This is a genomic window from Rhizobium sp. SRDI943 (genome assembly GCF_057653695.1).
Genome location: NZ_JBYGKN010000003.1, coordinates 236,748 through 256,803 on the forward strand (window position 1 = coordinate 236,748; position 20,056 = coordinate 256,803).

Sequence of the window (20,056 nt, forward strand, 5' to 3'; positions counted from 1 at the left end):
AACCAGCTTCTACGCGGTGAACCAATAGCGGACGATGTGGAAGAACAGCGGTGCGGCGAAGGTGATGGAGTCCAGGCGGTCGAGCACGCCGCCATGGCCCTCGATCACATAGCCCCAGTCCTTGGCATTGAGATCCCGCTTGATGGCCGAGAGCACGAAGCCGCCGAAGAAGCCCGCGACGACGATGACCGTGCTGATGGCAGCGGCCTGCAGCGGCGAGAACGGCGTCAGGCGATAAAGCAGTGTTCCGACGAGGATGGCCGAGGCGCCGCCTCCGACCAGCCCTTCGATCGTCTTCGACGGGCTGATATTCGGCGAGAAGCGGTGCTTTCCGAGGAGCTTGCCCCAGACATACTGGAAGACGTCGCTGAGCTGTACGACCACGACCAGATAGACGAGAAGAAGTGCGGACGGCGTGCCGGTCTCCAGCATGAGCAGTGCGGGAGCGTGGCTGATCGAATAGACCGTCAGCATCAATCCCCATTGCACCCTGGCGCTGCGGGCGAGGAATTCGTTGACGTCACCCGTCAAGGTCGCCACCGCCGGCAGGATCAGGAAGGCATAGACTGGGATGAAGATCGCAAACAGGCCGTACCATTCCGTTCCGAGCAGCACATAATGTAGCGGCAGCACAACGAAGAAGGACAGGAAAAGCGCCAGGTGATCGCCGCGCCGCGATGGTGTCAGCGTCCAGAATTCGCGAAGCGCCATAAAGGACAGGAATGCGAACAGGATGACCGTCGCCGTGTCGCCGAGCAAGATCGCGCCGCCGAACACCGCGACCATGATCCACCAGGAGCGGATGCGGGCGTTGAGATTTTGGACGGTGGCGACGGAGCCGGGCTCGGTCGCGCGCCGCTGCAGGATGAAACCGACCGCGGAGGCGACGGCAAGCAGGCCGAGGATCGCGGCCAGCACGATGGAGAACAGGCTGGTCATGCGTTATGCCCCCCATCTGCGAGCTCAATGACCGCAGCACGGGCACGAGCCAGGAATTCGGTCTTTTCCTCGCCTGGTTCGACGCGGAGCGGCTTGCCGAAGCGCGCCGTGCAGGTGATCGGCACGATCAGCATGCTTCCCTTCGGCAGGATGCGCTGAAGGTTGTCGAGATGGATCGGCACGAGATCGACATCCGGAAAACGGCAGGCGAGGCGATAGATGCCGCTGCGGAACGGGGCAATCTCATCGGTGGTGCTTCTCGTTCCCTCAGGAAAAATCAGGATCGAATGCCCCTCCTCGAGCAGACGCTCTACCGGAGCCAGCGGATCGCTGTCCGGCGGAGGCTTGCGGTCTATCAGGACGGCACGCAGGCATTCCTCCGCGATGAAACGGCGAAAGGCGCTGGTTCCCCAATAATCGCGCGCCGCAACCGGATGGGTCATGCGGCGCACCTGATATGGCAGGGCGGCCATGACGGCGACGGTATCGATGTGGCTGTTGTGATTGGCGAAATAGATGCGGCGGCTGGGATCGGGCGCGCAGCCCCGCCACTCGCTTCGGGCGCCGACCAGGATACGGACGAACAGCACGAGAAGGCGACGGATGAGCGCGATCATAGTCTCTCCAGGGAACGGGCAAGCGTTATCGTGCGTGTGATGCAGGTGACAAGGCTGCCGGCCGCGATGACCGCGGATGCCAAGATCAGCGACCAGTGGCTGCCTGATGCCAGCGTCTCGACGCTCTGGGCGAGGAGGCCCGCCGTCAGCACCGCCATGCGGCGCTGCTTGGCCATGATGCCGCTGAAGTCCTGGGGAAGACCGACCGATCCTCCAAAGACCCTGATATAGGCGGTGAGTGCGGCGAGCAGCGCAGCCAGCCAGCCGAGCCAGCCAAAGCCGCAGGCATAGCCAGCCGCGACGAGAAACAGGCTGTCGGCGACCCGGTCGGGGAATTCATTATAGAGCGGCCCGCTCTTGGTTTTCTTGCCGCCTTCGATCGCGACCATTCCGTCCAGCAGATTGCAGACGAGCCGCAGTTGCACCGAGATCGCGGCGCAAACCATGGCAATCGGATGTGTTGTGAAAACAATGAGCGCCGCGCCTATGCCCGCGAATACGACCGATAAAAGCGAAATGCCGTTCGGCGTCGCGCCGCTGCGCGCCAGCCACGCGCTGAGGCCGATGGCCCAGGACGACGACCGGCTCGCGATCGGTCGCCGCGAGGCGCCTTCTTCTTCCCCCATTATCATTTTCCCCAACCCCTATCCTCCCTGCATATCCTGCCAATGTCGTCGCGCCAAGTCGTAACGCCCTGTATATTCGGCCCAGGGTCTGTCGCGCTGACCCGGAAAAGCGCTTTTTTTGGAAGAGAGCCCTGACTTCTTGAGAACTTGCCGGCGTAGCGTGCCATGCCACGTCCTTTCAACTAAGCCGTGACGCTATCCGAACTCGGAAAAAATTGGCTGATGAAGACAGGCTGCACTGGGGACTGAACAGCCTGATTTTTAAGCCTGTTTGCCGCTTGACACATTTTTGGGCGCTACTATGATTTTTGAACCAAATGGTAAAAAAGGGGAACAATCAATGACCAAAGATATCCTGATTTCACGCCGGGCAGTGATCGCGTCCGGCATTGCGCTTGGGGTCAGCGGCTTTGCCCCGCTGGCAAGGGCTGCTGCGCCGCTGAAGGTTGCCGGCATCCATGCGTCGCCGGTCGAAAACGCCTGGAACTCCTGTCTGCACAAGGCGTTGCAGGACGCCGCCAAGGAAGGCGTGATCGAATATGTCTTCTCCGAAGGCGTCTCCGGCACCGATTATCCGCGCGCCATGCGCGAATATGCCGAACAGGGCAACAAGCTGATCATCGGCGAGGCCTATGCGGTGGAGAAAGAAGCCCGGCAGGTCGCGGCCGATTATCCCGATACCGCTTTCGTGCTGGGTTCGAGCGGCGAGCAGGCCGGCGACAATTTCGGCGTCTTCGGCACCTGGAACCATGACGGCGCCTATCTCGCCGGCATGCTGGCCGGCAAGATGACCAAGTCGAATGTCGTCGGTTCGGTCGGCGCCATTCCGATCCCCGAGGTCAACATGTTGATCAACGCCTTCGCAGCCGGCGTCAAGGCGGTCAATCCCGATGCCAAGCACCTGGTCTCCTTCATCGGCACCTTCTTCGATCCGCCGAAGGCCCGCGAAGCCGGTCTTGCCCAGATCGATGCCGGCGCCGACATCCTGTTCGGCGAGCGCATCGGTACTGCCGATGCCGCCAAGGAGCGCGGCATCAAGTCGGTCGGCTCGTTGATCGACTATACGCCGCGTTATCCTGACACGGTATTCGCCAACGCCATGTGGTATTTCCGCCCGATCCTGGACGCTGCGATCGCCGATGTCGCTGCCGGAAAGCCGGTCGGTAGGAACTACACGTCCTACGGCCTGATGAAGGAAGGCGGCAGCGATATCGTCTTCGTGAAGGGCGTGGCGCCCGCCGAGGCTGAGGCTGCCATGGAAGCCAAGCGGGCGGAGATCAAGGCCGGCACCTTCGAAGTTCCGAAGATGATGGACGAGCCGAAGTAATTCGGCTGATGCGTGGCGATGCGACGGATCTGGCGACAGCGATCAGGCATGGCAGCTTGAGCGCTGCAGAGGCGATGCAGGCGTCCCTTGCCGCGGCCGTGCTGCAGGAGCCGCTCGGCGCCATCGCCTATCTCGATGCCGCCATGGGCCTTGCCTCGGCCGACGACCGCGACAGTGAGCGGCGGAGCGCGCCCGATCGCTTTGCCGCGAGGCCCTTTGCCGGCGTGCCGACCTTGGCGAAGGATCTTGGCGGCCCCTTTGCCGGGCTGCCGGTAACGGCCGGTTCCGGTCTTTTCGAAAGAAAGGGCGGCGAAGCGGATTCCGATCTGGCTGCCCGTTTCCGCGACGCCGGCTTCTGTCTGTTTGGCCTGACGACGAGCCCGGAATTCGGCCTGTCGCTTGCCAGCGAACCGGCGATCGGACCGATCTGTCGCAACCCACTCGATCCGGCACGAACCGCGGGCGGCTCTTCCGGCGGTGCGGCGGCAGCGGTTGCCGCCGGGATCGTCGCGATTGCGCATGCCACCGATGCCGGCGGCTCGATCCGTGTGCCAGCCGCCTGCTGTGGCCTCGTCGGACTGAAGCCGACGCGCGGCGCCATCCCCGGCGGGCCATCCTTCGGCAACCACTTGGCCGGTATCGCAAGCGAACTCGCGGTCTGCCGTTCGGTGCAGGATATGGCGCTGATTTTCGACAGGCTGAGCGGCAAATCGCGAGGACCTTTTCCCGACCCCTCCCCTGTCGACAGCGATAACGGCCGTTTGCGGATCGGCCTGCTTGTTGATACCGGGTCGACCTATCCGACGGAGGGTGATCGGCTCGCAGCCGTCGAAGATGCGGCCCGTGCGCTCGAAAGCGACGGACACGTCATTGTTCCGCTGAACTGGGCCGAGTTCGATTGGAGCGTCGCTTCAAGCGGCCGCGCCTTCGCCGATATCGTCTCGGTCAATCTCGCAGCACTCATGAAGGCGGCGGCTCTCGATGAAGGCAGGGCCGAGCCTCTGACGCAGGCTTTCGCGGCGCGCGGACGAGCGCTGTCGGCCACCATGCTTTGGAACACGCTGAGCGAGGCCGTCCTGGTGAGCGGTAACCTTTGGGCGCTGTTCGACACGGTCGATTGCATCCTCATGCCGATGCTGTCTTCCGCGCCTCTTGCGATTGGCTCCTTTCCGTCCGATCATGCCGACACGGATCTGCATCTCGAGCGGATGACGGCATTTGCGCCGCTTGCCTGCCTCGCCAATATTTCGGGTTTTCCTGCTTTGACACTGCCTTTCGGACAGGATGAGCATGCCATGCCGCTGCCGGTGCAGATCATGGCGCCGATGGGTCACGAGCCGCGCCTCCTGTCGCTTGCCGGGCGCCTGGAGGCCGAGGGGCGATGGCAGCATCGTTTTCCCGTTACAGGACTACCGTCATGACCGGGCCTGTGCTGGAAATTATCGGCGTCAGCAAGCGCTTCGGCGACAATCTTGCCAATGACGATATTTCCATGACGCTTGCAAAGGGCGAGGTCGTGGCCCTGCTCGGCGAGAACGGCGCGGGCAAGACCACGCTGATGAGCATCCTTTTCGGCCATTACATGCCGGATGCCGGCCGCATTCTGATCGAGGGCACGGAGGTGCCGCAGGGCAAGCCGCGTGCGGCGATCCGCGCCGGCGTCGGCATGGTGCATCAGCATTTCTCGCTGGCGCCCAATCTGACCGTCCTCGAAAATGTCATGACCGGCACCGAAAGGCTGTGGTCCTGGCGCTCGGGAACGTCGGCGGCGCGGAAGAAACTCTTGGCAATTTCCGAGCGCTTCGGCCTCAAGGTCGATCCGGATGCCCGCCTTGGCGACTTGTCGGTCGGCGAGCAGCAGCGCGTCGAGATCCTCAAGGCGCTCTATAACGACGCCCGCATCCTGATCCTCGACGAGCCGACGGCGGTGCTGACCAATATCGAGGCCGAACGGCTGTTCACGACGCTAAGGGAAATGGCCCGCCAGGGCCTGTCGCTGATCTTCATCTCCCACAAGCTGGACGAAGTCATGGCGGCGGCCGACCGCATCGTGGTCTTACGCGGCGGCAAGATGGTCGCCGAACGCAAGGCGTCGGACACCAGCAAGGCGGAACTCGCCGAACTGATGGTCGGGCGCCGCGTGACGCGGCCCGTACGCGAGCCTTCCACACCCGGTGCCGTTGCCCTCGAAGCGGTCGATGTGACGGTGCGTATCGACGGCGTCGATCGATTGAAATCGATCAGCTTCCGCCTGCATCAGGGCGAGATCCTCGGCATCATCGGCGTTTCCGGCAATGGTCAGGCGGCACTGGCGCATCTTCTTTCCGGCATACTGTCGCGCAGCGCCGGCGACCTTCTGCTGTTCGGGAAAGCCATCGGCAATCTTGGTGTTACCGATGTCGTCGAAGCCGGCATCGGCCGCATTCCCGAGGACCGCAACGAGGAGGGTGTGATCGGCGAAATGGCGATCTGGGAAAACGCCGTGCTCGAGCGCATCGCATCGCCGGCGTTTTCTCGCCGTGGCCTCGTCAACCGCAAGGCGGGCATGGCCTTCGCGAAGGAGATTATCGACGGCTTCGATGTCCGCGGCGGCGGGCCGGCGATCCGCACCCGGCTGCTCTCCGGCGGCAATATGCAAAAACTCATTCTCGGCCGCAACCTGCATCGGCGGCCGCGCATCCTGATCGCGGCGCAGCCCGCGCGTGGCCTCGATGAGGGAGCGGTGGCGGCCGTGCACGCTCGTCTGCTCGAAGCCCGCCGGCAGGGCACGGCCGTGCTGCTGATCTCCGAAGACCTCGACGAGATGATCGCGCTTGCCGATCGCATACAGGCAATCGTCGGCGGCCGCCTGTCCCCGCCCGTCGCGGCCGAAAGCGCCGATGCCCGCAGGCTGGGGTTGATGATGGCCGGCGAATGGCAGGAAACCCCAGAGGCCGGCCATGCGATTTGAGCGCCGCGAACACGGTCCGCTTTACCTGCTGATCGTCACCCCTGTGATCGCGGTCATCGCAGCGCTGGCGCTGGCTGGCATCCTGATATCAATCGCCGGCGCGCCTGTTCTCGATGCCTATTGGCGCATCCTGACCGGTGCTTTCGGCTCGCGGCTGTCAGCGACCGAAACGCTGACGCGGGCAACGCCGCTGATGCTGACGGGGCTTGCCGCCGCCGTCGCTTTCCGGGCGCGGCTCTGGAATATCGGCGCTGAAGGCCAGTTCTATCTCGGCGCCATCGCCGTTGCCGCGGCAAGCTCGAAATTGCTCGGCAATCTTCCCGCACCTATCCTCATTCCGCTACTGCTGCTGGTCGGCGCCATTGCCGGCATGGTGCTGATCCTGATCCCGCTCTGGCTCAGGCTGCGCTTCTCGGTCGATGAAGTCGTCACCAGCCTGCTCCTGAATTTCATCGCCGTGCTCTTCGTCTCGATGCTCATCGACGGCATCCTCAAAGACCCGCTCGCCTTCGGCTGGCCGCAGTCGCAATCCGTCAGCGATCACGCCATGCTGCCCAAGCTGATCGCCCGCTCGCGCCTGCATATCGGCTTTGCGATCGCGATCGCACTGGCGGTCGTCGTCCATTTCGTCCAGTCCCGCACCGTGTTCGGCATGCAGTCGCGCGCTGCGGGCCTCAATCCCGGAGGTGCAGTCTTCGCCGGCGTCCCGCTCGGCAGGACGCTGGTGAAGGTTGCCTGCCTTTCGGGCGGGCTTGCAGGGTTGGCGGGCGCGATCGAGGTCATGGGCGTCAAGGGTTATGTGACGACCGATCTGTCGCCCGGCTTCGGATATGCCGGTATCGTTGTCGCCATGCTCGCCAACCTCAATCCGCTCGGCGTCGTCTTCGCCGCCATTTTCACGGCCACCATGTTCGTGGGCGCGGATGGCATGAGCCGCGGCCTCGCCATCCCGACCTATATCGCCGATGTCACGGTGGCGCTGTCGCTGCTGACGATGCTGATTGCCTTGTTCTTTACCCAATACAGGATCCGGCGATGATGCAGCTGTTCGACATCATTGCTTCCGCCGGGCTCTGGGCGGCAATCCTGCGGATCGCCACGCCGCTGATTTTCGGCACGCTCGGCGCCCTGCTTTGCGAACGGGCCGGTGTGCTCAATCTCGGCATCGAAGGCATCATGACCTTCGGCGCGATGATTGGCTGGCTTTCCGTCTATCACGGCGCCGATCTCTGGACCGGCCTGCTGATTGCGGCGCTGGCCGGCGGCGTCTTCGGTCTGCTGCATGCAGGCCTGACGGTGACGCTCGGCCTCTCCCAGCACGTCTCCGGTCTCGGCGTCACGCTGTTTGCCTCCAGCTTCAGCTACTATGTCTTCCGGTTGATCGTGCCGCTTGCCAATACCCCACCCACCATCGTGCCGTTCCAGCCGATCGCCATTCCGGGTCTCTCGACGCTGCCTTTCATCGGGCCGGCCTTCTTCACCCAGACGGCGCCGACCTATCTGGCGATCATTATCGCCCTGCTGATGGCCTACATCATCTTCCGCACGCCCGTCGGCCTTGCAATCCGCATGACCGGCGAGAACCCGCATGCGGCCGAAGCCCAGGGCGTCAATCCGATGAAGGTGCGTTATGGCGCCGTCATCATGGGAAGCGCGCTGATGGGAATGGGCGGCGCCTTCCTGACATTGTCGGCGTTCAACAGCTTTTTCCCGACCATGGTGCAGGGGCGTGGCTGGATCTGCATCGCGCTCGTCGTCTTCGCTTCGTGGCGGCCGGGCCGCGCGCTGTTCGGCGCCCTGCTCTTTGCCTTCTTCGACGCCTTCCAGCTTCGGCTGCAAACCGCACTCAGCGGGCTCGTGCCTTATCAGCTGTTTCTGATGACGCCCTATATCCTTTCCATTGCCGCCCTTGCCGTCATGGCCCGCCGCGCCCGCGTTCCGCAGGCACTGATGCAGCCCTATCGCCGCGGCGAACGATGAAACCGCCCACACTCAATGAGGCTCCGATGTTCGATCTGATCGTCAGAAATGCAAATCTCCCCGATGGCCGAAAGGGTATTGATATTGGCATCCAGGGCGGCAAGATCGTTGCCATTGAGAGTAATCTCCAGGCGCAGGCGGGAGAAGAAATCGACGCGACCGGCCGGCTGGTCAGTCCGCCTTTTGTCGATCCGCATTTCCATATGGACGCCACCCTATCGCTCGGCCTGCCGCGCATGAACGTGTCCGGCACCCTGCTCGAAGGCATTGCGCTCTGGGGGGAGCTGCGCCCGATCGTGACGAAGGAGGAACTGGTCGATCGCGCGCTGCGCTATTGCGATCTGGCGGTCACGCAGGGCCTGCTCTTCATCCGCAGCCATGTCGATACCAGTGATCCCAGGCTGGTGACCGTCGAGGCGATGATCGAGGTTCGCGAAAAGGTAGCGCCCTATATCGATCTGCAATTGGTCGCCTTCCCTCAGGACGGCTATTACCGCTCGCCGGGCGCGATCGATGCGCTGAACCGGGCCCTCGACATGGGCGTCGATATCGTCGGCGGCATTCCCCATTTCGAACGGACGATGGGCGAAGGCACGGCGTCCGTCGAGGCGCTCTGCCGCATCGCCGCCGATCGCGGCCTGCCTGTCGATATCCATTGCGACGAAACCGACGATCCGCTTTCGCGCCATATCGAGACGCTGGCTGCTGAAACCATCCGCTTCGGCTTGCAGGGGCGCGTTGCCGGCTCGCATCTGACCTCGATGCATTCGATGGACAATTATTATGTCTCCAAGCTCATTCCGCTAATGGCGGAGGCCGAGATCAACGTCATCCCCAATCCGCTGATCAACATCATGCTGCAGGGCCGGCACGACACCTATCCGAAACGCCGTGGCATGACCCGCGTTAGGGAATTGATGGACGCCGGGCTCAACGTGTCCTTCGGGCACGATTGCGTCATGGACCCCTGGTATTCGATGGGATCGGGCGACATGCTGGAGGTCGGCCATATGGCAATTCACGTCGCGCAGATGGCCGGCATCGACGACAAAAAGAGGATCTTCGACGCACTGACCGTCAATTCGGCGAAGACGATGGGGCTTGCAGATTACGGCTTGGAAAAGGGATGCAACGCCGACCTCGTCATCCTCCAGGCCAGCGACACGCTGGAAGCGCTGCGGCTGAAGCCGAACCGCTTGGCGGTCATCCGCCGCGGCAAGGTCATCGCCCGCTCGGCGCCGCGCATCGGCGAGCTTTTCCTCGACGGACGCCCGGCACGGATCGACGGCGGGTTGGATTACGTGCCTCGTTATTGAGATGCTGCGGAGGCTTTCCGGCTTACCGGAGGAGCTTCCATCTGCGCCAAAACAAAAGGGCCGCGAAGGCGACAGAAAATCCCTGGAAAATCAGAGCTTCCGGTACTGTCGCGGAATTTAGGAATTACGCGACGGTATGATGCCGAACCGTCTCCTAAGCATAGGCTAGGCACCAGCCGGGAGCGCGAACCCAACATCGCTCGACCGGCACCTCATCAGTACGATACAGCCGGGTCACCCGCTTGTGCTCCCCGCTTTCGAACGCCGCCGCGAGCGCTTTTTCCGATTCCTCATCGCGCATTCCTTCACAGGGGAAGATGGCGACCGGCGAAATCCATTGCGCGTGAAATTCCTCACCCCTGCGCATCACGAGGAACACCGCACCGCGAAGGTGCATGTTGCTCCAATTGCTGCTGGTAAATCCAAGATCGGTCGTAAGCGGTAGGATCAGCCTTCCGCCATTATTGAGCCGGTCCAGCCAGATATTCGCGGGCCGGGTCGCGCCCGCGTTCACATAGATCACATCGGCTGTATCGAAAGCCACGGAACTGCCATCGCCCGGAACTACGGAAACATTCGGATAGGGAGCGAGATTTGCTTTCGCGCGTGCGGCAAGCTCCGGCTCGAACTCGATCGCCGTCACCTTGCCGGATGCGCCAACGAGTTTCGCCATGATCGCAGAATAGTAGCCGGCACCAGCGCCAACATGCACGATATGCTCGCCCGCTCGCGGCGCAGCCTGCGAAAGCAGGAAGGCATGAAGTGACGGTTGTCCGTTGTTGATGTGGCGCTCAGGGACGATACCAACAACGTCATCCGTGTAGAGGTAAACCGGGTCGGCGGCCGGGGTCGGAACATAGGCTTTTCGCATTCGGAAGATCGGCCACGGACCGGGACCAAGGAAATCTTCCCGCGGCACTTCGGCAAAAGCTGTTTCAACACGCTCATCGGCAACTCTCGCAGCCGCCGTGATCTGCTTCGCATAAGCTCGCCGCACGATCTTCATTTCATCAGGTGTCATCGGCAGAACCGACTCCATGGATTCCTGTCGCGAAAGTCCCGAAACATGTGACAGATATGATCCAAGTCAATGTCGACCTGCAAAGTCCGCTCTAGGCGTCCTCGCCTCCTGCCATGAACGGCCGAGATGGGGTCGGAGCCGGCCGTTCAAATGTTGCAAAAATCCTAAGTTCGCGACAAAAATCGCCACCGCAGAAAAATCGGGGAAATTTCTGTCGCAAAGCAATTCACGTTGGGTTACGGGCTGGGCGAAACCGTGCCCACTACAATCCGCCCTGGCCCGGTGCTTTACTTCTTCGAGGCCTCGTAAAGCGCCTTGGTTTCGGCGTTCATCGGGTAGAGGCCGGGCAGCGATACGCCTTCATCGATCCTGGTCATGATCCAGGCTTCCATGCGCTCCTGTTCCGGCGCTTCTGTCAGCACGACGTCGAGCAGATCGGCTGGGATCAGCACCGCGCCGTCCTGGTCGACGACGATGATGTCGTCAGGGAAAACAGCCACGCCGCCGCAGCCGATCGGCTGCTGCCAGGCGACGAAGGTAAGGCCGGCGACCGATGGGGGTGCTGCGACGCCGCGGCACCAGACCGGCAGATTGGTGTCGAGCACGCCGGCAAGGTCGCGCACGACGCCGTCGGTGACGAGTGCGGCAACGCCTCTCTTCTGCATGCGGGCGCAGAGGATATCGCCGAAGATGCCGGCATCGGTGACGCCCATCGCGTCGACGACGGCGACACAGCCTTCCGGCATCGCTTCGATCGCGGCGCGGGTCGAGATCGGCGAGGCCCAGGATGCCGGCGTCGCCAGATCTTCGCGGGCCGGAACGAAGCGCAGGGTGAAGGCCGGGCCGACGATGCGCGGCTGGCCGGGCTTCAGGGGAACGGCGCCGCGGATCCAGACGTTCCGCAGGCCCTTCTTCAGAAGAACGGTCGTCAGGGTCGCCGTCGAGACGGTCTTGAGAGTTGCTATCGCTTCAGCGTTGAGGGCCATCGGTATTCGGTTCCAATTCGGTTTCTGTCAGATGCTCTGGATCATGCCGCCATCGACGCGGATCACCGATCCGGTGAGATAGGAGGCAGGTTCGCTCGCCAGGAAGGTGACGACATTGCCATATTCTTCCGGCCGGCCATAGCGGCCGAGCGGAATGCTGCCGGTGCTTTCTGCGACGACGTCATCGATGGAGCGGCTTTCGCGTTTGGCCTTCTGCTCGTCGAGGAAGGTGATGCGGCCGGTGGCGATCCGGCCCGGCAGGACGATGTTGACGGTGATGCCGTCGCGTCCGACCTCGCGCGCCAGCGTTTTCGACCAGCCGACCAATGACAGGCGCAACGCGTTGGAGAGGCCGAGATTGGGGATCGGCGCGACCACGCCCGACGAGGTCGAGGTGACGATGCGCCCCCATTTGCGCGCCCGCATCTCAGGCAGCACGCGATCGGTAATGGCGATGACGGAGAGGACCATGCTTTGGAAATACTGGTTCCAGAGCGTCGGATCCTGGCCGGAGACGGTGGTCGGCGGCGGGCCGCCGGTATTGTTGATGAGGATATCGACCGGTCCGAACTGGCGCTCGATTGCAGCGACACGCGCATCGATCGATCCGAGATCGGAGAGATCCCATTGCAGCGCCAGCGCCTTACCGCCTTCGGATTCAACCGAAGCCGCGGTCTTCTCAGCGGCGGCGAGATCTATATCCGCTGCGGCAATTCTGGCGCCTTCGCGCGCAAGTTTGACGGCAATCGCGCTGCCCAGTCCGCCGCCGGCGCCAAGCACCAGGGCCGTCTTGTCCTTCAGGCCGAAATCCATTTCATCTCCTCATATGGTCGGGCCATCTTTCGGAGCAATGGATCGTAAATAAAATATCGCTTCTGCTTCGTTCAAGAGATAGAAAAACTATCGATGGACACACGTTTTCTCGAAACTTTCATTGTCGTTGCCGAGCGGCACTCGCTGGCGGAGGCCGCCCAGCGGCTGAACCTCACGCCTGCGGCTGTTGCCCAGCGTATCCGCGCATTGGAGGCCGAGCTCGGGATGAGGCTGCTGGTGCGCTCCGGCCGCGTCATGCGGCCGACGGAGGCGGGATTTGCCATTCTCGACCGCTGCAGGGATCTGGTGCGCGACACACGCGACCTGAAGGCGATGGCCGGTACGGCGACGATTTCGGGCGAGATGCGGATCGGTGCGATCAATACGGCGCTGACCGGCCTCGTTCCCGACATTCTCCACCGTCTCGCCCAGGATTACCCGCTGATCGAGATCTTCCTCAAGCCGGGCGCGTCGATGGACCTCTATGCCGAGGTTTTAAACGGCGCGCTGGATGCGGCCTTCATCATCGAGCCGCGATTTCCGATGCAGAAGACGCTGACTTTCAACAAACTGCGCCAGGAACCGCTGGTGCTGATCGCTCCGCGGGATTGCGAAGGGGCGGATCCGCTCGAACTGCTGCAGACCCTGCCCTTCATCCGCTACGACCGCAACCAGTGGGGTGGCCACATCGCCGACGAGTATCTGCGCGAGATCGGCATCCGCCCGGTCGAGCGTTATGAGCTCGACGCGCTGGAGGCAATCGCGGTGATGGTGGACCGCGGTCTCGGAATCTCGATCGTGCCGGATTGGGCGCCGCCCTGGCCGGCTGGCCTTGATATCCTCAAGCTGCCCCTGCCCCGCTCGTCCGCCGTGCGCACCGTCGGCATCGTGGTGACGCGATCCTCGCCGAGGACAAATCTCGTCGCCGCGCTTCTGGAAACCAGCCGCGCGGCGATGGGAGCCTGATCAATTTCAGGCGATCTTCTGGCGGACCGGCAGTTTCCAGCCGGGCCGGACGAAATGGCAGGTATAGCCGTTCGGAATCCGCTCCAGATAATCCTGATGCTCGGGTTCGGCTTCCCAGAAATCGCTGACCGGCACGACTTCGGTGACGACCTTGCCGGGCCAGAGGCCCGATGCATCGACATCGGCGATCGTATCTCTGGCGACGCGCTCCTGCTCAGGGGTGACGTAGAAGATTGCCGAGCGGTAGCTCAAGCCGACGTCGTTGCCCTGGCGGTTGCGCGTGCTCGGGTCGTGGATCTGGAAGAAGAATTCGAGGATTTCCCGATAGCTGATCCTTGCGGGGTCGAAGATAATCTCGATCGCCTCGGCATGGGTTCCGTGGTTGCGGTAGGTGGCATTCGGCACATCGCCGCCGGTATAGCCGACGCGGGTCGAAATCACGCCCTTGTATCGGCGGATGAGGTCCTGCATGCCCCAGAAGCAACCACCGGCGAGGACTGCACGTTCTTCGGTCATTGGATATCTCCTTTTCCGCAAGAGATAGTGTCTCCTGCCGCCGATTTCCACACGGTGCAAAGAGCACAGCTGTGCAATTTTCCGCCGATACGCCCGCCCCTGTCATGTCGATGTTACGCGCCGGCGCTAGCAAGGCCCCAGACATCCTGCGGAGGCGCAGCCTCGACACCTGATGGAGACGGGTTATGAATAGACGCGAATTTCTGATCACATCGTCCGCTGCAGCCGGTCTGCTGGCTCTTCCGCGTTTCGCATCGGCTGCGGCCGGAACGATCGATCTCTACAGTGGTTCGGATGCCAATATCGTCGACCTCTGGAACAACGTCATCCGCCCGGCCTTCGAAAAAGCGCATCCGGGTCTTGCCCTGAAGGTGACCGATGCCGGCGACAATAATGGACTGCGCGCCATCGGCGACCGCGCGCTCGCCGCGCTGAAGACGAAGACCGATCCGCAGGCCGATCTTTTCGAGCAGTTCGATCCGCGGCTGCCGTCCGGCGGCATCGACGCCGGGCTCTGGGTCAAGTTCTCCGCCGAAAACGTCGACGGTTACGACCGCATCAACCCGCTTGCCTTCGACACGCCCTATTCGCTGCCCTATCGTGGTTCGCAGGTCCTGCTCGCCTATGACAAGACCAAGCTCGATCCGAAGGATGCACCGAAGAGCTGGGATCAGCTCACCGCCTGGATCAAGGCCAATCCGGGCCAGTTCATTTACAACAGACCCGACAAGGGCGGTTCGGGCGGCAACTTCGTTCGCCGCGCGATCCATGAGGCGAACGGCCGCGATCCGAAGAAGTTCAAGATCGACAATTTCACCGCCGACTTCGCCACTGAGACGCTGACGCCGGCCTGGAAGATCCTCAACGACCTCGCCCCTGCGCTCTACGACAAGGGCGCTTATACAGCCGGCAACACCCAGTCGATCCAGCTGCTCGCCCAGGGCGTCGTCACCATGGTGCCGGTCTGGTCGGACCAGGTGCTGCAGGCGATCTCCCAGGGTGTGCTGCCTGATACGACCGGCCTGGTGCAGCTTACCGATCTCGCCCTTTGCGGCGGCTTCTCCAGCATCACCGTCTTCTCCAACGGCGCCAACAAGGATGCGGCCCTGAAGCTGGCCGCATTCATGCTGACGAAGGAAATGCAGGAAGCGATCATCACCGAGATCGGCGGCTTCCCGGCTATTTCCTGGGACCACATTTCCGACGACCTTCGCAAGAAATATGCCGACGTCATTCCGTCGACCATTCCGACCTTCCCAGGCGGCAATTGGGAAACGACGATCAATGACGGCTGGTATCGCAACGTCGCTCCAGGCATCAGCCGCACCTGATGTCCACTGACATTGCACGGGCGGTTCTGCGTCGTCACCGGTCCATCAACAGGGGGAGCTCCATCGGGCTCCTCCTCGTTGCCCTGCCGGTCTTCCTGCTCGCATGGCTGATCGTCTTCCCGATCTTTTCGGCGGTCTTCGGCACGATCTTCGTTCGTGGCCCTGACGGCGCGACGGAGTTTTCTGTTGCCTCCTACCGCTTCTTCTTCACCGACGGCTACAGCCTCGGCAATCTGTGGCTGACGCTCTGGACCACTGCCGTCTGTGGCATTCTGCTTCTGGCGATCGGCCTTCCGATCGCGCTTTACCTCCGCTTCTCGCAAGGGCGTCTTGCCGCCTATGTGCAGGCGCTGGCAATCTTCCCGATGTTCGTGCCGTCGATCATTCTCGCCTATGCGCTGATCCGCACCATCGGGCCGAACGGCACCGTCGACCTGCTGCTGAACGCCATCGGCCTGCCCAAGCTGCGCACCCCCTATCTGACGCCGTGGGGGCCTGTCATCGGCCTCGTCTGGGACAATCTCCCGCTGACGGTCCTGATGCTGACATCAGGGCTCTCCTCCGTCTCGAACAGCGCCGTCGAAGCCGCAAGGGATGTCGGCGCAAGGCCGCTTCGTGTCTTCATCTCGATCATTCTGCCGCGCATGGGCAATTCGCTGCTGGTGACCGCTTCCTTCGCCGTGCTCGGCATCTTCTCCGCCTTCACCCTTCCCTATGTACTCGGCGGGGCGTCGCCGGAGATGATGGGGCCGTTCATGCAGCGGACCTTCGCCGACATGAACGACCCGCTGAACGCCATGACCCAGGCCGTCATCACATTCGGCTTCTGCCTGATCTTCGGCATCCTCTATATCAGGTCGATCGCCCGCAACCGCGAGGCCCAGCCATGAATGCGGGCAGATCGGGCTTCGGCCTGCGCTTCGACTGGATCGGCCTGCTCTTCGCATGCCTGCTGACGCTGTTCATCGCGCTGCCGCTGATCGTCGTCGGAACCTGGGCCTTCACCGAGGTCTGGCGTTATCCCTCGGTGATCCCGCAGCAATTCGGCCTGCGCTTCTGGGGCCAGACGCTGGCGCGCGGGGATGTCTGGGACGCGCTCTTCCTCAGCCTGCGGCTGACGGCGACGGTGACCCTGCTCTCCGCCATCATCTGCCTTCCCGCCGCTTACGCCTTCGCGCGCATGCGTTTTCCCGGCAGGAATATCTTGTTTCTCTCCTTCCTCGCATCGCATGCCTTTCCGAAATTCGGCCTGCTCGTCGCCATTGCCGGCATCTTTCTGCAGCTCGGCCTGATCAGCACCTTCTGGGGCGTCGTGCTGATCCAGCTTGTCGGCACGCTGATGCTGATGATCTGGATTCCGGTCGCAGCCTTCCAGAATGTCGACCGGCGCATGGAAGAGGCGGCGCGCGATGCCGGCGCAACCCCGCTGCGCGTCTTCTGGTCGATCACCCTGCCACAGGCCGGACCCACGATCGCAGCCGCACTGCTTTTGACCTTCGTCGGCACCTTCTACGAGACCGAAGGTGCCTGGCTGATCGGCGCGCCTCAGATCCGCACCATGCCGGTGCTGATGATCAGCTTCATCAACAACCAGATCGTCGTGCAATACGGCGCCGTACTGTCAGTCATGCTGTGGGTGCCGTCCTTCATCGCGCTGATGTTTGCCCGCCGCGTGATCGGCACCGGCGCATTCGCACGAGGCTTCGGCGCATGAGGCGCGTACCAGTTCAAGGAAGGGTTTGAGAATGGCACATCTTTTGATCGAGGGCGTTTCGAAGCTGTTCGGGACCACCTTTGCCGTTCGCGACTTCTCGCTCGAAGTGGGCGACGGCGAACTCGTCTGCCTGCTTGGCCCATCCGGTTCCGGCAAGTCGACGCTTCTCAGGATGATCGGCGGCTTCGAGCGCCCGAGCGGCGGAACGATCCGCATCGACGCGAAGGATGTGACGACGCTGCCGCCCGAGCGACGCCCGACCGGTATGGTATTCCAGAGCCATGCGCTCTGGACGCACATGGATGTCTTCAACAACATCGCCTTCGGCCTGAAGCTCCGCCGGCTGCCGAAATCCGAAATCCGTGAGCGTGTCGAGGATGCGCTTGCGCTGGTCGGCCTTGCCGACTACGGCCGCCGGATGACGACGCAACTGTCAGGCGGTCAGCAGCAGCGCGTCGCGCTTGCCCGCTCGCTGGTGCTTGAGCCGAAGATCCTTCTGCTCGACGAGCCCTTCGCCAGCCTCGACCAGCACTTACGAGAAAGGCTGCGGGAGGAAGTGCGCGATATTCAGCAGCGCCTCGGCATCACCACGCTCTTCGTCACCCATGGCCAGGACGAGGCCTTAGCGCTCGCCGACCGCATCGTCGTCATGCGCGACGGGTGCACCGAACAGATCGCGCCGCCGAGCACCATCTACCGGCAGCCGCAGACGGCCTTCGTCGCCGGTTTCATCGGCTCGATGAATTTTGTCCAGAGTCAGACCAGAAACGGCGTCTGCGAACATCCGCTCTTCCCGCTTGCGGTTCCTGTCGAGGATGGGCCGGTGACGCTGGCCGCCCGCCCGGAAGCGCTGACCATCCGTCCCTCGGAGCGGGTCGATGCCGCGACAGTCCATCGCATCGTCGATTTCGGCACCCACAAGATGGTCGATGTCGATCTTGCCGACGGCAGCCGTCTGAAGGCGATGGTGGCGCCGGACGATCGCATCCGGGCCGGGATGAGGGTCGAGCCGCGTTTCGCCGGCTTTTTCGTCTTCCGCGACAACGAGCTCGTCCATCAGTCGATGCCGGCAAAGGGCGATGTGGAGATCGAAGAGCTCCTGCGAGTTTAGACGCTCGGGCGCGCCGGTTCACGCCTTGCTCTGGAAGCCTTCCAGCAGCCAGGGATGCAGCGCCTTGCTGGCGGCAAGGATATCGCCCTGCCCGTTGACTTCGGCCCCGGAAAACCGGGTGACGATGCCGCCCGCCTCTTCGACCAGCAGCGCCGAGGCGCCGAAATCATGGATCGCGAGCCCGTCCTCGAAGAATCCGTCCAGCCGGCCGCAGGCGACATAGGCGATCGACAAGGCTGCCGAGCCGAGGCGGCGCAAACCCGCCGTATTGGCCATCAGCCGTTTGATGGCTTCGAAATAGGTCGCTTCCGCAACCGCCGTGACCTGGCCGGGGATCGGCAGCCCGGCGCCGACAAGCACATTCTCGATGTCGCCGACATCGGCGCAGCGGATACGCTCGCCGTTGAGATAAGCGCCGCCGCCGATCTCGGCGCTGAACAGCTCGTCCTGCATGGCGTCATAGACGACGCCCATGACGAGCCTGCCGCCTTCGACGATCGAGATCGTCATGCCGAAATGCGGAATGCCCCAGGCGTAATTGGTCGTGCCGTCGATCGGGTCGATGTAGATGATCGGCGTTTCTGGACCCGCCGTGCGGTTGCCGACGGCTTCCTCGCCCTGGATGGCATAGTCCGGGAAGGCCTTCGTCATCTCGTCGACGATGATCCGCTCGACGGCGACATCGATTTCGGTCTGATAATCGCGCGGCGCCTTGGCGAGCATTTCTGCCGACGTTCGTCGCCGCAGCGAGCCACGGGCGGTCTCGCCCGCCTTCAATACCGTTTCGGCAAGCACAACGAGGCGGGACGAGGCGGTCGGGGAAAGACGCGCGGTAATCGAGGGTGATGTCATGAGGAAGGTCCGGATGTAGCGGAGGGAATCGCGAGAAGCCATCCCTTCGCAGAGGCTGATGATGGTTTTATGAAGCGCTCGTCACACCGTGCCGGTTATCTCAGGATCGCTTCAAGCTCGGAAGTGGTCGGAAACGCCTTTCTTGTTCCATGTCTTGAGACGGTGATGGCTGCGGCCGCGGCTGCGTGTTCGATGGCTAGACGGTCCAGCCTCTGCCCGCGCATCACGCAGGATGCCAGTGCTGCGGCCATGAAGGTATCGCCTGCGCCCGTTGTATCCACAACATCGCAGACCTGGGCCGGTACTTCGACACTATCGTGCCGGTTCACGAGCATCGCGCCGTCGCTGCCGAGCGTCAGAACGACGTCTCGCAGGCCCCGGCTTAGCAGATATTCGGCAGCCTGCCCGCCCGTCGTTCCCGTCAGGGTCTGCGCCTCGCCCTTGTTGAGGAAGGCGATGTCGATCAACCCCCAAAGATCAGAGAAATAAGAGCGCACCGGCGAGGGGTTGAAGGCGGTGACCATGCCCATCGCTCTTGCATGCTCCAGGATATCGCGGGTCGTCTGGTCGGACAGATTGCCCTGCAGCATCATAAGATCGCCAGGGCCGGCCGTCGACAGGATCCGCCTGACATCGGACAGGGACAGGCTCTGCGCCGCTTCCGTCGTCGTGACGATGGCATTTTCGCCGCCCGGCAGCCGGAAGATGATCGAGACATCGCTCGATGCATTTTCCATTTCGATCAGTTCGCTCCGAAGCGGTTCGTCCGCGAGGTAATGGCGTATTGTATCGGCCCTCGCATCCCTGCCGATGGGCGCCACCAGCGTTGTCGGAACGCCGCAGCGGGCCATGACGACCGCCTGGTTCGTGCCCTTGCCGCCGAGATCGCTGCCACCGGCATTGCCGAGGATGGAGGCACCGATAACGGGAAGTTCGGAGACGGCGATGGTTTCGTCGATGGCGACGTTACCGACTATGTAGGCGCGCATGC

At 62.8% G+C, this 20,056-nt stretch carries 20 protein-coding genes; 11 read left to right on the forward strand and 9 right to left on the reverse strand.

Annotation, left to right across the window (positions count from 1 at the left end; translation table 11 throughout):
- Positions 1-9 precede the first annotated feature (9 nt).
- From AC245Y_RS32335 to AC245Y_RS32345, 3 genes are read right to left on the reverse strand one after another with little or no spacing between them, the layout of a single operon-like run.
- The gene (locus tag AC245Y_RS32335) at positions 10-939 is read right to left on the reverse strand and encodes a phosphatidate cytidylyltransferase (protein WP_017997171.1); all 930 of its coding nucleotides are present in this window, start codon (positions 937-939) and stop codon (positions 10-12) included.
- Positions 936-1,556 (reverse strand): lysophospholipid acyltransferase family protein, encoded by a 621-nt coding sequence (locus AC245Y_RS32340; RefSeq protein ID WP_017997172.1) that lies wholly within the window; start codon positions 1,554-1,556, stop codon positions 936-938. Before AC245Y_RS32340 ends, AC245Y_RS32335 begins: the two co-directional genes overlap by 4 nt.
- A complete protein-coding gene (locus tag AC245Y_RS32345; protein WP_017997173.1) occupies positions 1,553-2,182 on the reverse strand; it encodes a CDP-alcohol phosphatidyltransferase family protein in 630 nt (209 codons plus the stop codon). The genes AC245Y_RS32340 and AC245Y_RS32345 overlap by 4 nt, the downstream gene beginning before the upstream one ends.
- A 340-nt stretch (positions 2,183-2,522) precedes the next feature.
- Between AC245Y_RS32345 and AC245Y_RS32350 the strand changes: the two genes are divergently transcribed.
- The 6 genes from AC245Y_RS32350 to AC245Y_RS32375 are packed head-to-tail and all read left to right on the forward strand — an operon-like array spanning position 2,523 to position 9,755.
- Positions 2,523-3,509 carry a BMP family protein gene (locus tag AC245Y_RS32350; protein ID WP_017997174.1) on the forward strand — a complete coding sequence of 329 codons (987 nt, stop codon included), beginning with the start codon at positions 2,523-2,525 and terminating at the stop codon, positions 3,507-3,509.
- Positions 3,510-3,517: 8 nt separating this feature from the next.
- Positions 3,518-4,930 carry an amidase gene (locus tag AC245Y_RS32355; RefSeq protein ID WP_017997175.1) on the forward strand — a complete coding sequence of 471 codons (1,413 nt, stop codon included), beginning with the start codon at positions 3,518-3,520 and terminating at the stop codon, positions 4,928-4,930.
- Entirely contained in the window at positions 4,927-6,459 is a 1,533-nt protein-coding gene (locus AC245Y_RS32360) for an ABC transporter ATP-binding protein (RefSeq protein ID WP_017997176.1), read from the forward strand. The genes AC245Y_RS32355 and AC245Y_RS32360 overlap by 4 nt, the downstream gene beginning before the upstream one ends.
- Positions 6,449-7,498: an ABC transporter permease gene (locus AC245Y_RS32365; RefSeq protein ID WP_017997177.1), complete on the forward strand. Its 1,050-nt coding sequence runs from the start codon at positions 6,449-6,451 to the stop codon at positions 7,496-7,498. The genes AC245Y_RS32360 and AC245Y_RS32365 overlap by 11 nt, the downstream gene beginning before the upstream one ends.
- Positions 7,495-8,439 carry an ABC transporter permease gene (locus AC245Y_RS32370; protein ID WP_017997178.1) on the forward strand — a complete coding sequence of 315 codons (945 nt, stop codon included), beginning with the start codon at positions 7,495-7,497 and terminating at the stop codon, positions 8,437-8,439. Before AC245Y_RS32365 ends, AC245Y_RS32370 begins: the two co-directional genes overlap by 4 nt.
- Positions 8,440-8,465: 26 nt before the next feature.
- Complete coding sequence (locus tag AC245Y_RS32375) at positions 8,466-9,755, forward strand: amidohydrolase family protein (protein WP_020487149.1); 1,290 nt, start codon at positions 8,466-8,468, stop codon at positions 9,753-9,755.
- Between the two features lie 154 nt (positions 9,756-9,909).
- Here the strand turns inward: AC245Y_RS32375 and AC245Y_RS32380 are convergent, their stop codons facing one another.
- The 3 genes from AC245Y_RS32380 to AC245Y_RS32390 all read right to left on the reverse strand — a co-directional run bounded on the left by AC245Y_RS32380 (position 9,910) and on the right by AC245Y_RS32390 (position 12,575).
- A complete protein-coding gene (locus tag AC245Y_RS32380; RefSeq protein WP_012760075.1) occupies positions 9,910-10,794 on the reverse strand; it encodes a protein-L-isoaspartate O-methyltransferase family protein in 885 nt (294 codons plus the stop codon).
- A 269-nt stretch (positions 10,795-11,063) separates the two neighbouring features.
- Complete coding sequence (locus tag AC245Y_RS32385) at positions 11,064-11,762, reverse strand: ribonuclease activity regulator RraA (protein WP_017997180.1); 699 nt, start codon at positions 11,760-11,762, stop codon at positions 11,064-11,066.
- Positions 11,763-11,789: 27 nt separating this feature from the next.
- Positions 11,790-12,575 (reverse strand): SDR family oxidoreductase, encoded by a 786-nt coding sequence (locus AC245Y_RS32390; RefSeq protein ID WP_012760073.1) that lies wholly within the window; start codon positions 12,573-12,575, stop codon positions 11,790-11,792.
- Between the two features lie 93 nt (positions 12,576-12,668).
- Between AC245Y_RS32390 and AC245Y_RS32395 the strand changes: the two genes are divergently transcribed.
- Positions 12,669-13,541: a LysR family transcriptional regulator gene (locus tag AC245Y_RS32395; RefSeq protein WP_017997181.1), complete on the forward strand. Its 873-nt coding sequence runs from the start codon at positions 12,669-12,671 to the stop codon at positions 13,539-13,541.
- Between the two features lie 6 nt (positions 13,542-13,547).
- Here the strand turns inward: AC245Y_RS32395 and msrA are convergent, their stop codons facing one another.
- Positions 13,548-14,057: a peptide-methionine (S)-S-oxide reductase MsrA gene (gene msrA, locus AC245Y_RS32400; protein WP_012760071.1), complete on the reverse strand. Its 510-nt coding sequence runs from the start codon at positions 14,055-14,057 to the stop codon at positions 13,548-13,550.
- Between the two features lie 185 nt (positions 14,058-14,242).
- Between msrA and AC245Y_RS32405 the strand changes: the two genes are divergently transcribed.
- The 4 genes from AC245Y_RS32405 to AC245Y_RS32420 are packed head-to-tail and all read left to right on the forward strand — an operon-like array spanning position 14,243 to position 18,213.
- Complete coding sequence (locus AC245Y_RS32405) at positions 14,243-15,388, forward strand: extracellular solute-binding protein (protein WP_017997182.1); 1,146 nt, start codon at positions 14,243-14,245, stop codon at positions 15,386-15,388.
- Positions 15,388-16,278, forward strand: coding sequence for an ABC transporter permease (locus AC245Y_RS32410; RefSeq protein ID WP_017997183.1), 891 nt, complete (start codon positions 15,388-15,390; stop codon positions 16,276-16,278). Before AC245Y_RS32405 ends, AC245Y_RS32410 begins: the two co-directional genes overlap by 1 nt.
- Positions 16,275-17,102: an ABC transporter permease gene (locus tag AC245Y_RS32415; RefSeq protein ID WP_017997184.1), complete on the forward strand. Its 828-nt coding sequence runs from the start codon at positions 16,275-16,277 to the stop codon at positions 17,100-17,102. Before AC245Y_RS32410 ends, AC245Y_RS32415 begins: the two co-directional genes overlap by 4 nt.
- Positions 17,103-17,133: 31 nt before the next feature.
- Positions 17,134-18,213: an ABC transporter ATP-binding protein gene (locus AC245Y_RS32420; protein WP_020487150.1), complete on the forward strand. Its 1,080-nt coding sequence runs from the start codon at positions 17,134-17,136 to the stop codon at positions 18,211-18,213.
- Between the two features lie 18 nt (positions 18,214-18,231).
- Here the strand turns inward: AC245Y_RS32420 and AC245Y_RS32425 are convergent, their stop codons facing one another.
- Both AC245Y_RS32425 and AC245Y_RS32430 read right to left on the reverse strand, forming a co-directional pair.
- Positions 18,232-19,065, reverse strand: a complete 834-nt coding sequence (locus tag AC245Y_RS32425) for an inositol monophosphatase family protein (RefSeq protein WP_026157694.1) — start codon at positions 19,063-19,065, stop codon at positions 18,232-18,234.
- 95 nt (positions 19,066-19,160) lie between these two features.
- Positions 19,161-20,054: a ribokinase gene (locus AC245Y_RS32430; RefSeq protein WP_017997187.1), complete on the reverse strand. Its 894-nt coding sequence runs from the start codon at positions 20,052-20,054 to the stop codon at positions 19,161-19,163.
- Between the last annotated feature and the right edge of the window lie 2 nt (positions 20,055-20,056).

Coding starts and splice junctions, on each gene's coding strand:
- AC245Y_RS32335 (WP_017997171.1), bottom strand. CDS start 939: ATGACCAGCCTGTTCTCCATCGTGCTGGCCGCGATCCTCGGCCTGCTT.
- AC245Y_RS32340 (WP_017997172.1), bottom strand. CDS start 1,556: ATGATCGCGCTCATCCGTCGCCTTCTCGTGCTGTTCGTCCGTATCCTG.
- AC245Y_RS32345 (WP_017997173.1), bottom strand. CDS start 2,182: ATGGGGGAAGAAGAAGGCGCCTCGCGGCGACCGATCGCGAGCCGGTCG.
- AC245Y_RS32350 (WP_017997174.1), top strand. CDS start 2,523: ATGACCAAAGATATCCTGATTTCACGCCGGGCAGTGATCGCGTCCGGC.
- AC245Y_RS32355 (WP_017997175.1), top strand. CDS start 3,518: ATGCGTGGCGATGCGACGGATCTGGCGACAGCGATCAGGCATGGCAGC.
- AC245Y_RS32360 (WP_017997176.1), top strand. CDS start 4,927: ATGACCGGGCCTGTGCTGGAAATTATCGGCGTCAGCAAGCGCTTCGGC.
- AC245Y_RS32365 (WP_017997177.1), top strand. CDS start 6,449: ATGCGATTTGAGCGCCGCGAACACGGTCCGCTTTACCTGCTGATCGTC.
- AC245Y_RS32370 (WP_017997178.1), top strand. CDS start 7,495: ATGATGCAGCTGTTCGACATCATTGCTTCCGCCGGGCTCTGGGCGGCA.
- AC245Y_RS32375 (WP_020487149.1), top strand. CDS start 8,466: ATGTTCGATCTGATCGTCAGAAATGCAAATCTCCCCGATGGCCGAAAG.
- AC245Y_RS32380 (WP_012760075.1), bottom strand. CDS start 10,794: ATGGAGTCGGTTCTGCCGATGACACCTGATGAAATGAAGATCGTGCGG.
- AC245Y_RS32385 (WP_017997180.1), bottom strand. CDS start 11,762: ATGGCCCTCAACGCTGAAGCGATAGCAACTCTCAAGACCGTCTCGACG.
- AC245Y_RS32390 (WP_012760073.1), bottom strand. CDS start 12,575: ATGGATTTCGGCCTGAAGGACAAGACGGCCCTGGTGCTTGGCGCCGGC.
- AC245Y_RS32395 (WP_017997181.1), top strand. CDS start 12,669: ATGGACACACGTTTTCTCGAAACTTTCATTGTCGTTGCCGAGCGGCAC.
- msrA (WP_012760071.1), bottom strand. CDS start 14,057: ATGACCGAAGAACGTGCAGTCCTCGCCGGTGGTTGCTTCTGGGGCATG.
- AC245Y_RS32405 (WP_017997182.1), top strand. CDS start 14,243: ATGAATAGACGCGAATTTCTGATCACATCGTCCGCTGCAGCCGGTCTG.
- AC245Y_RS32410 (WP_017997183.1), top strand. CDS start 15,388: ATGTCCACTGACATTGCACGGGCGGTTCTGCGTCGTCACCGGTCCATC.
- AC245Y_RS32415 (WP_017997184.1), top strand. CDS start 16,275: ATGAATGCGGGCAGATCGGGCTTCGGCCTGCGCTTCGACTGGATCGGC.
- AC245Y_RS32420 (WP_020487150.1), top strand. CDS start 17,134: ATGGCACATCTTTTGATCGAGGGCGTTTCGAAGCTGTTCGGGACCACC.
- AC245Y_RS32425 (WP_026157694.1), bottom strand. CDS start 19,065: ATGACATCACCCTCGATTACCGCGCGTCTTTCCCCGACCGCCTCGTCC.
- AC245Y_RS32430 (WP_017997187.1), bottom strand. CDS start 20,054: ATGCGCGCCTACATAGTCGGTAACGTCGCCATCGACGAAACCATCGCC.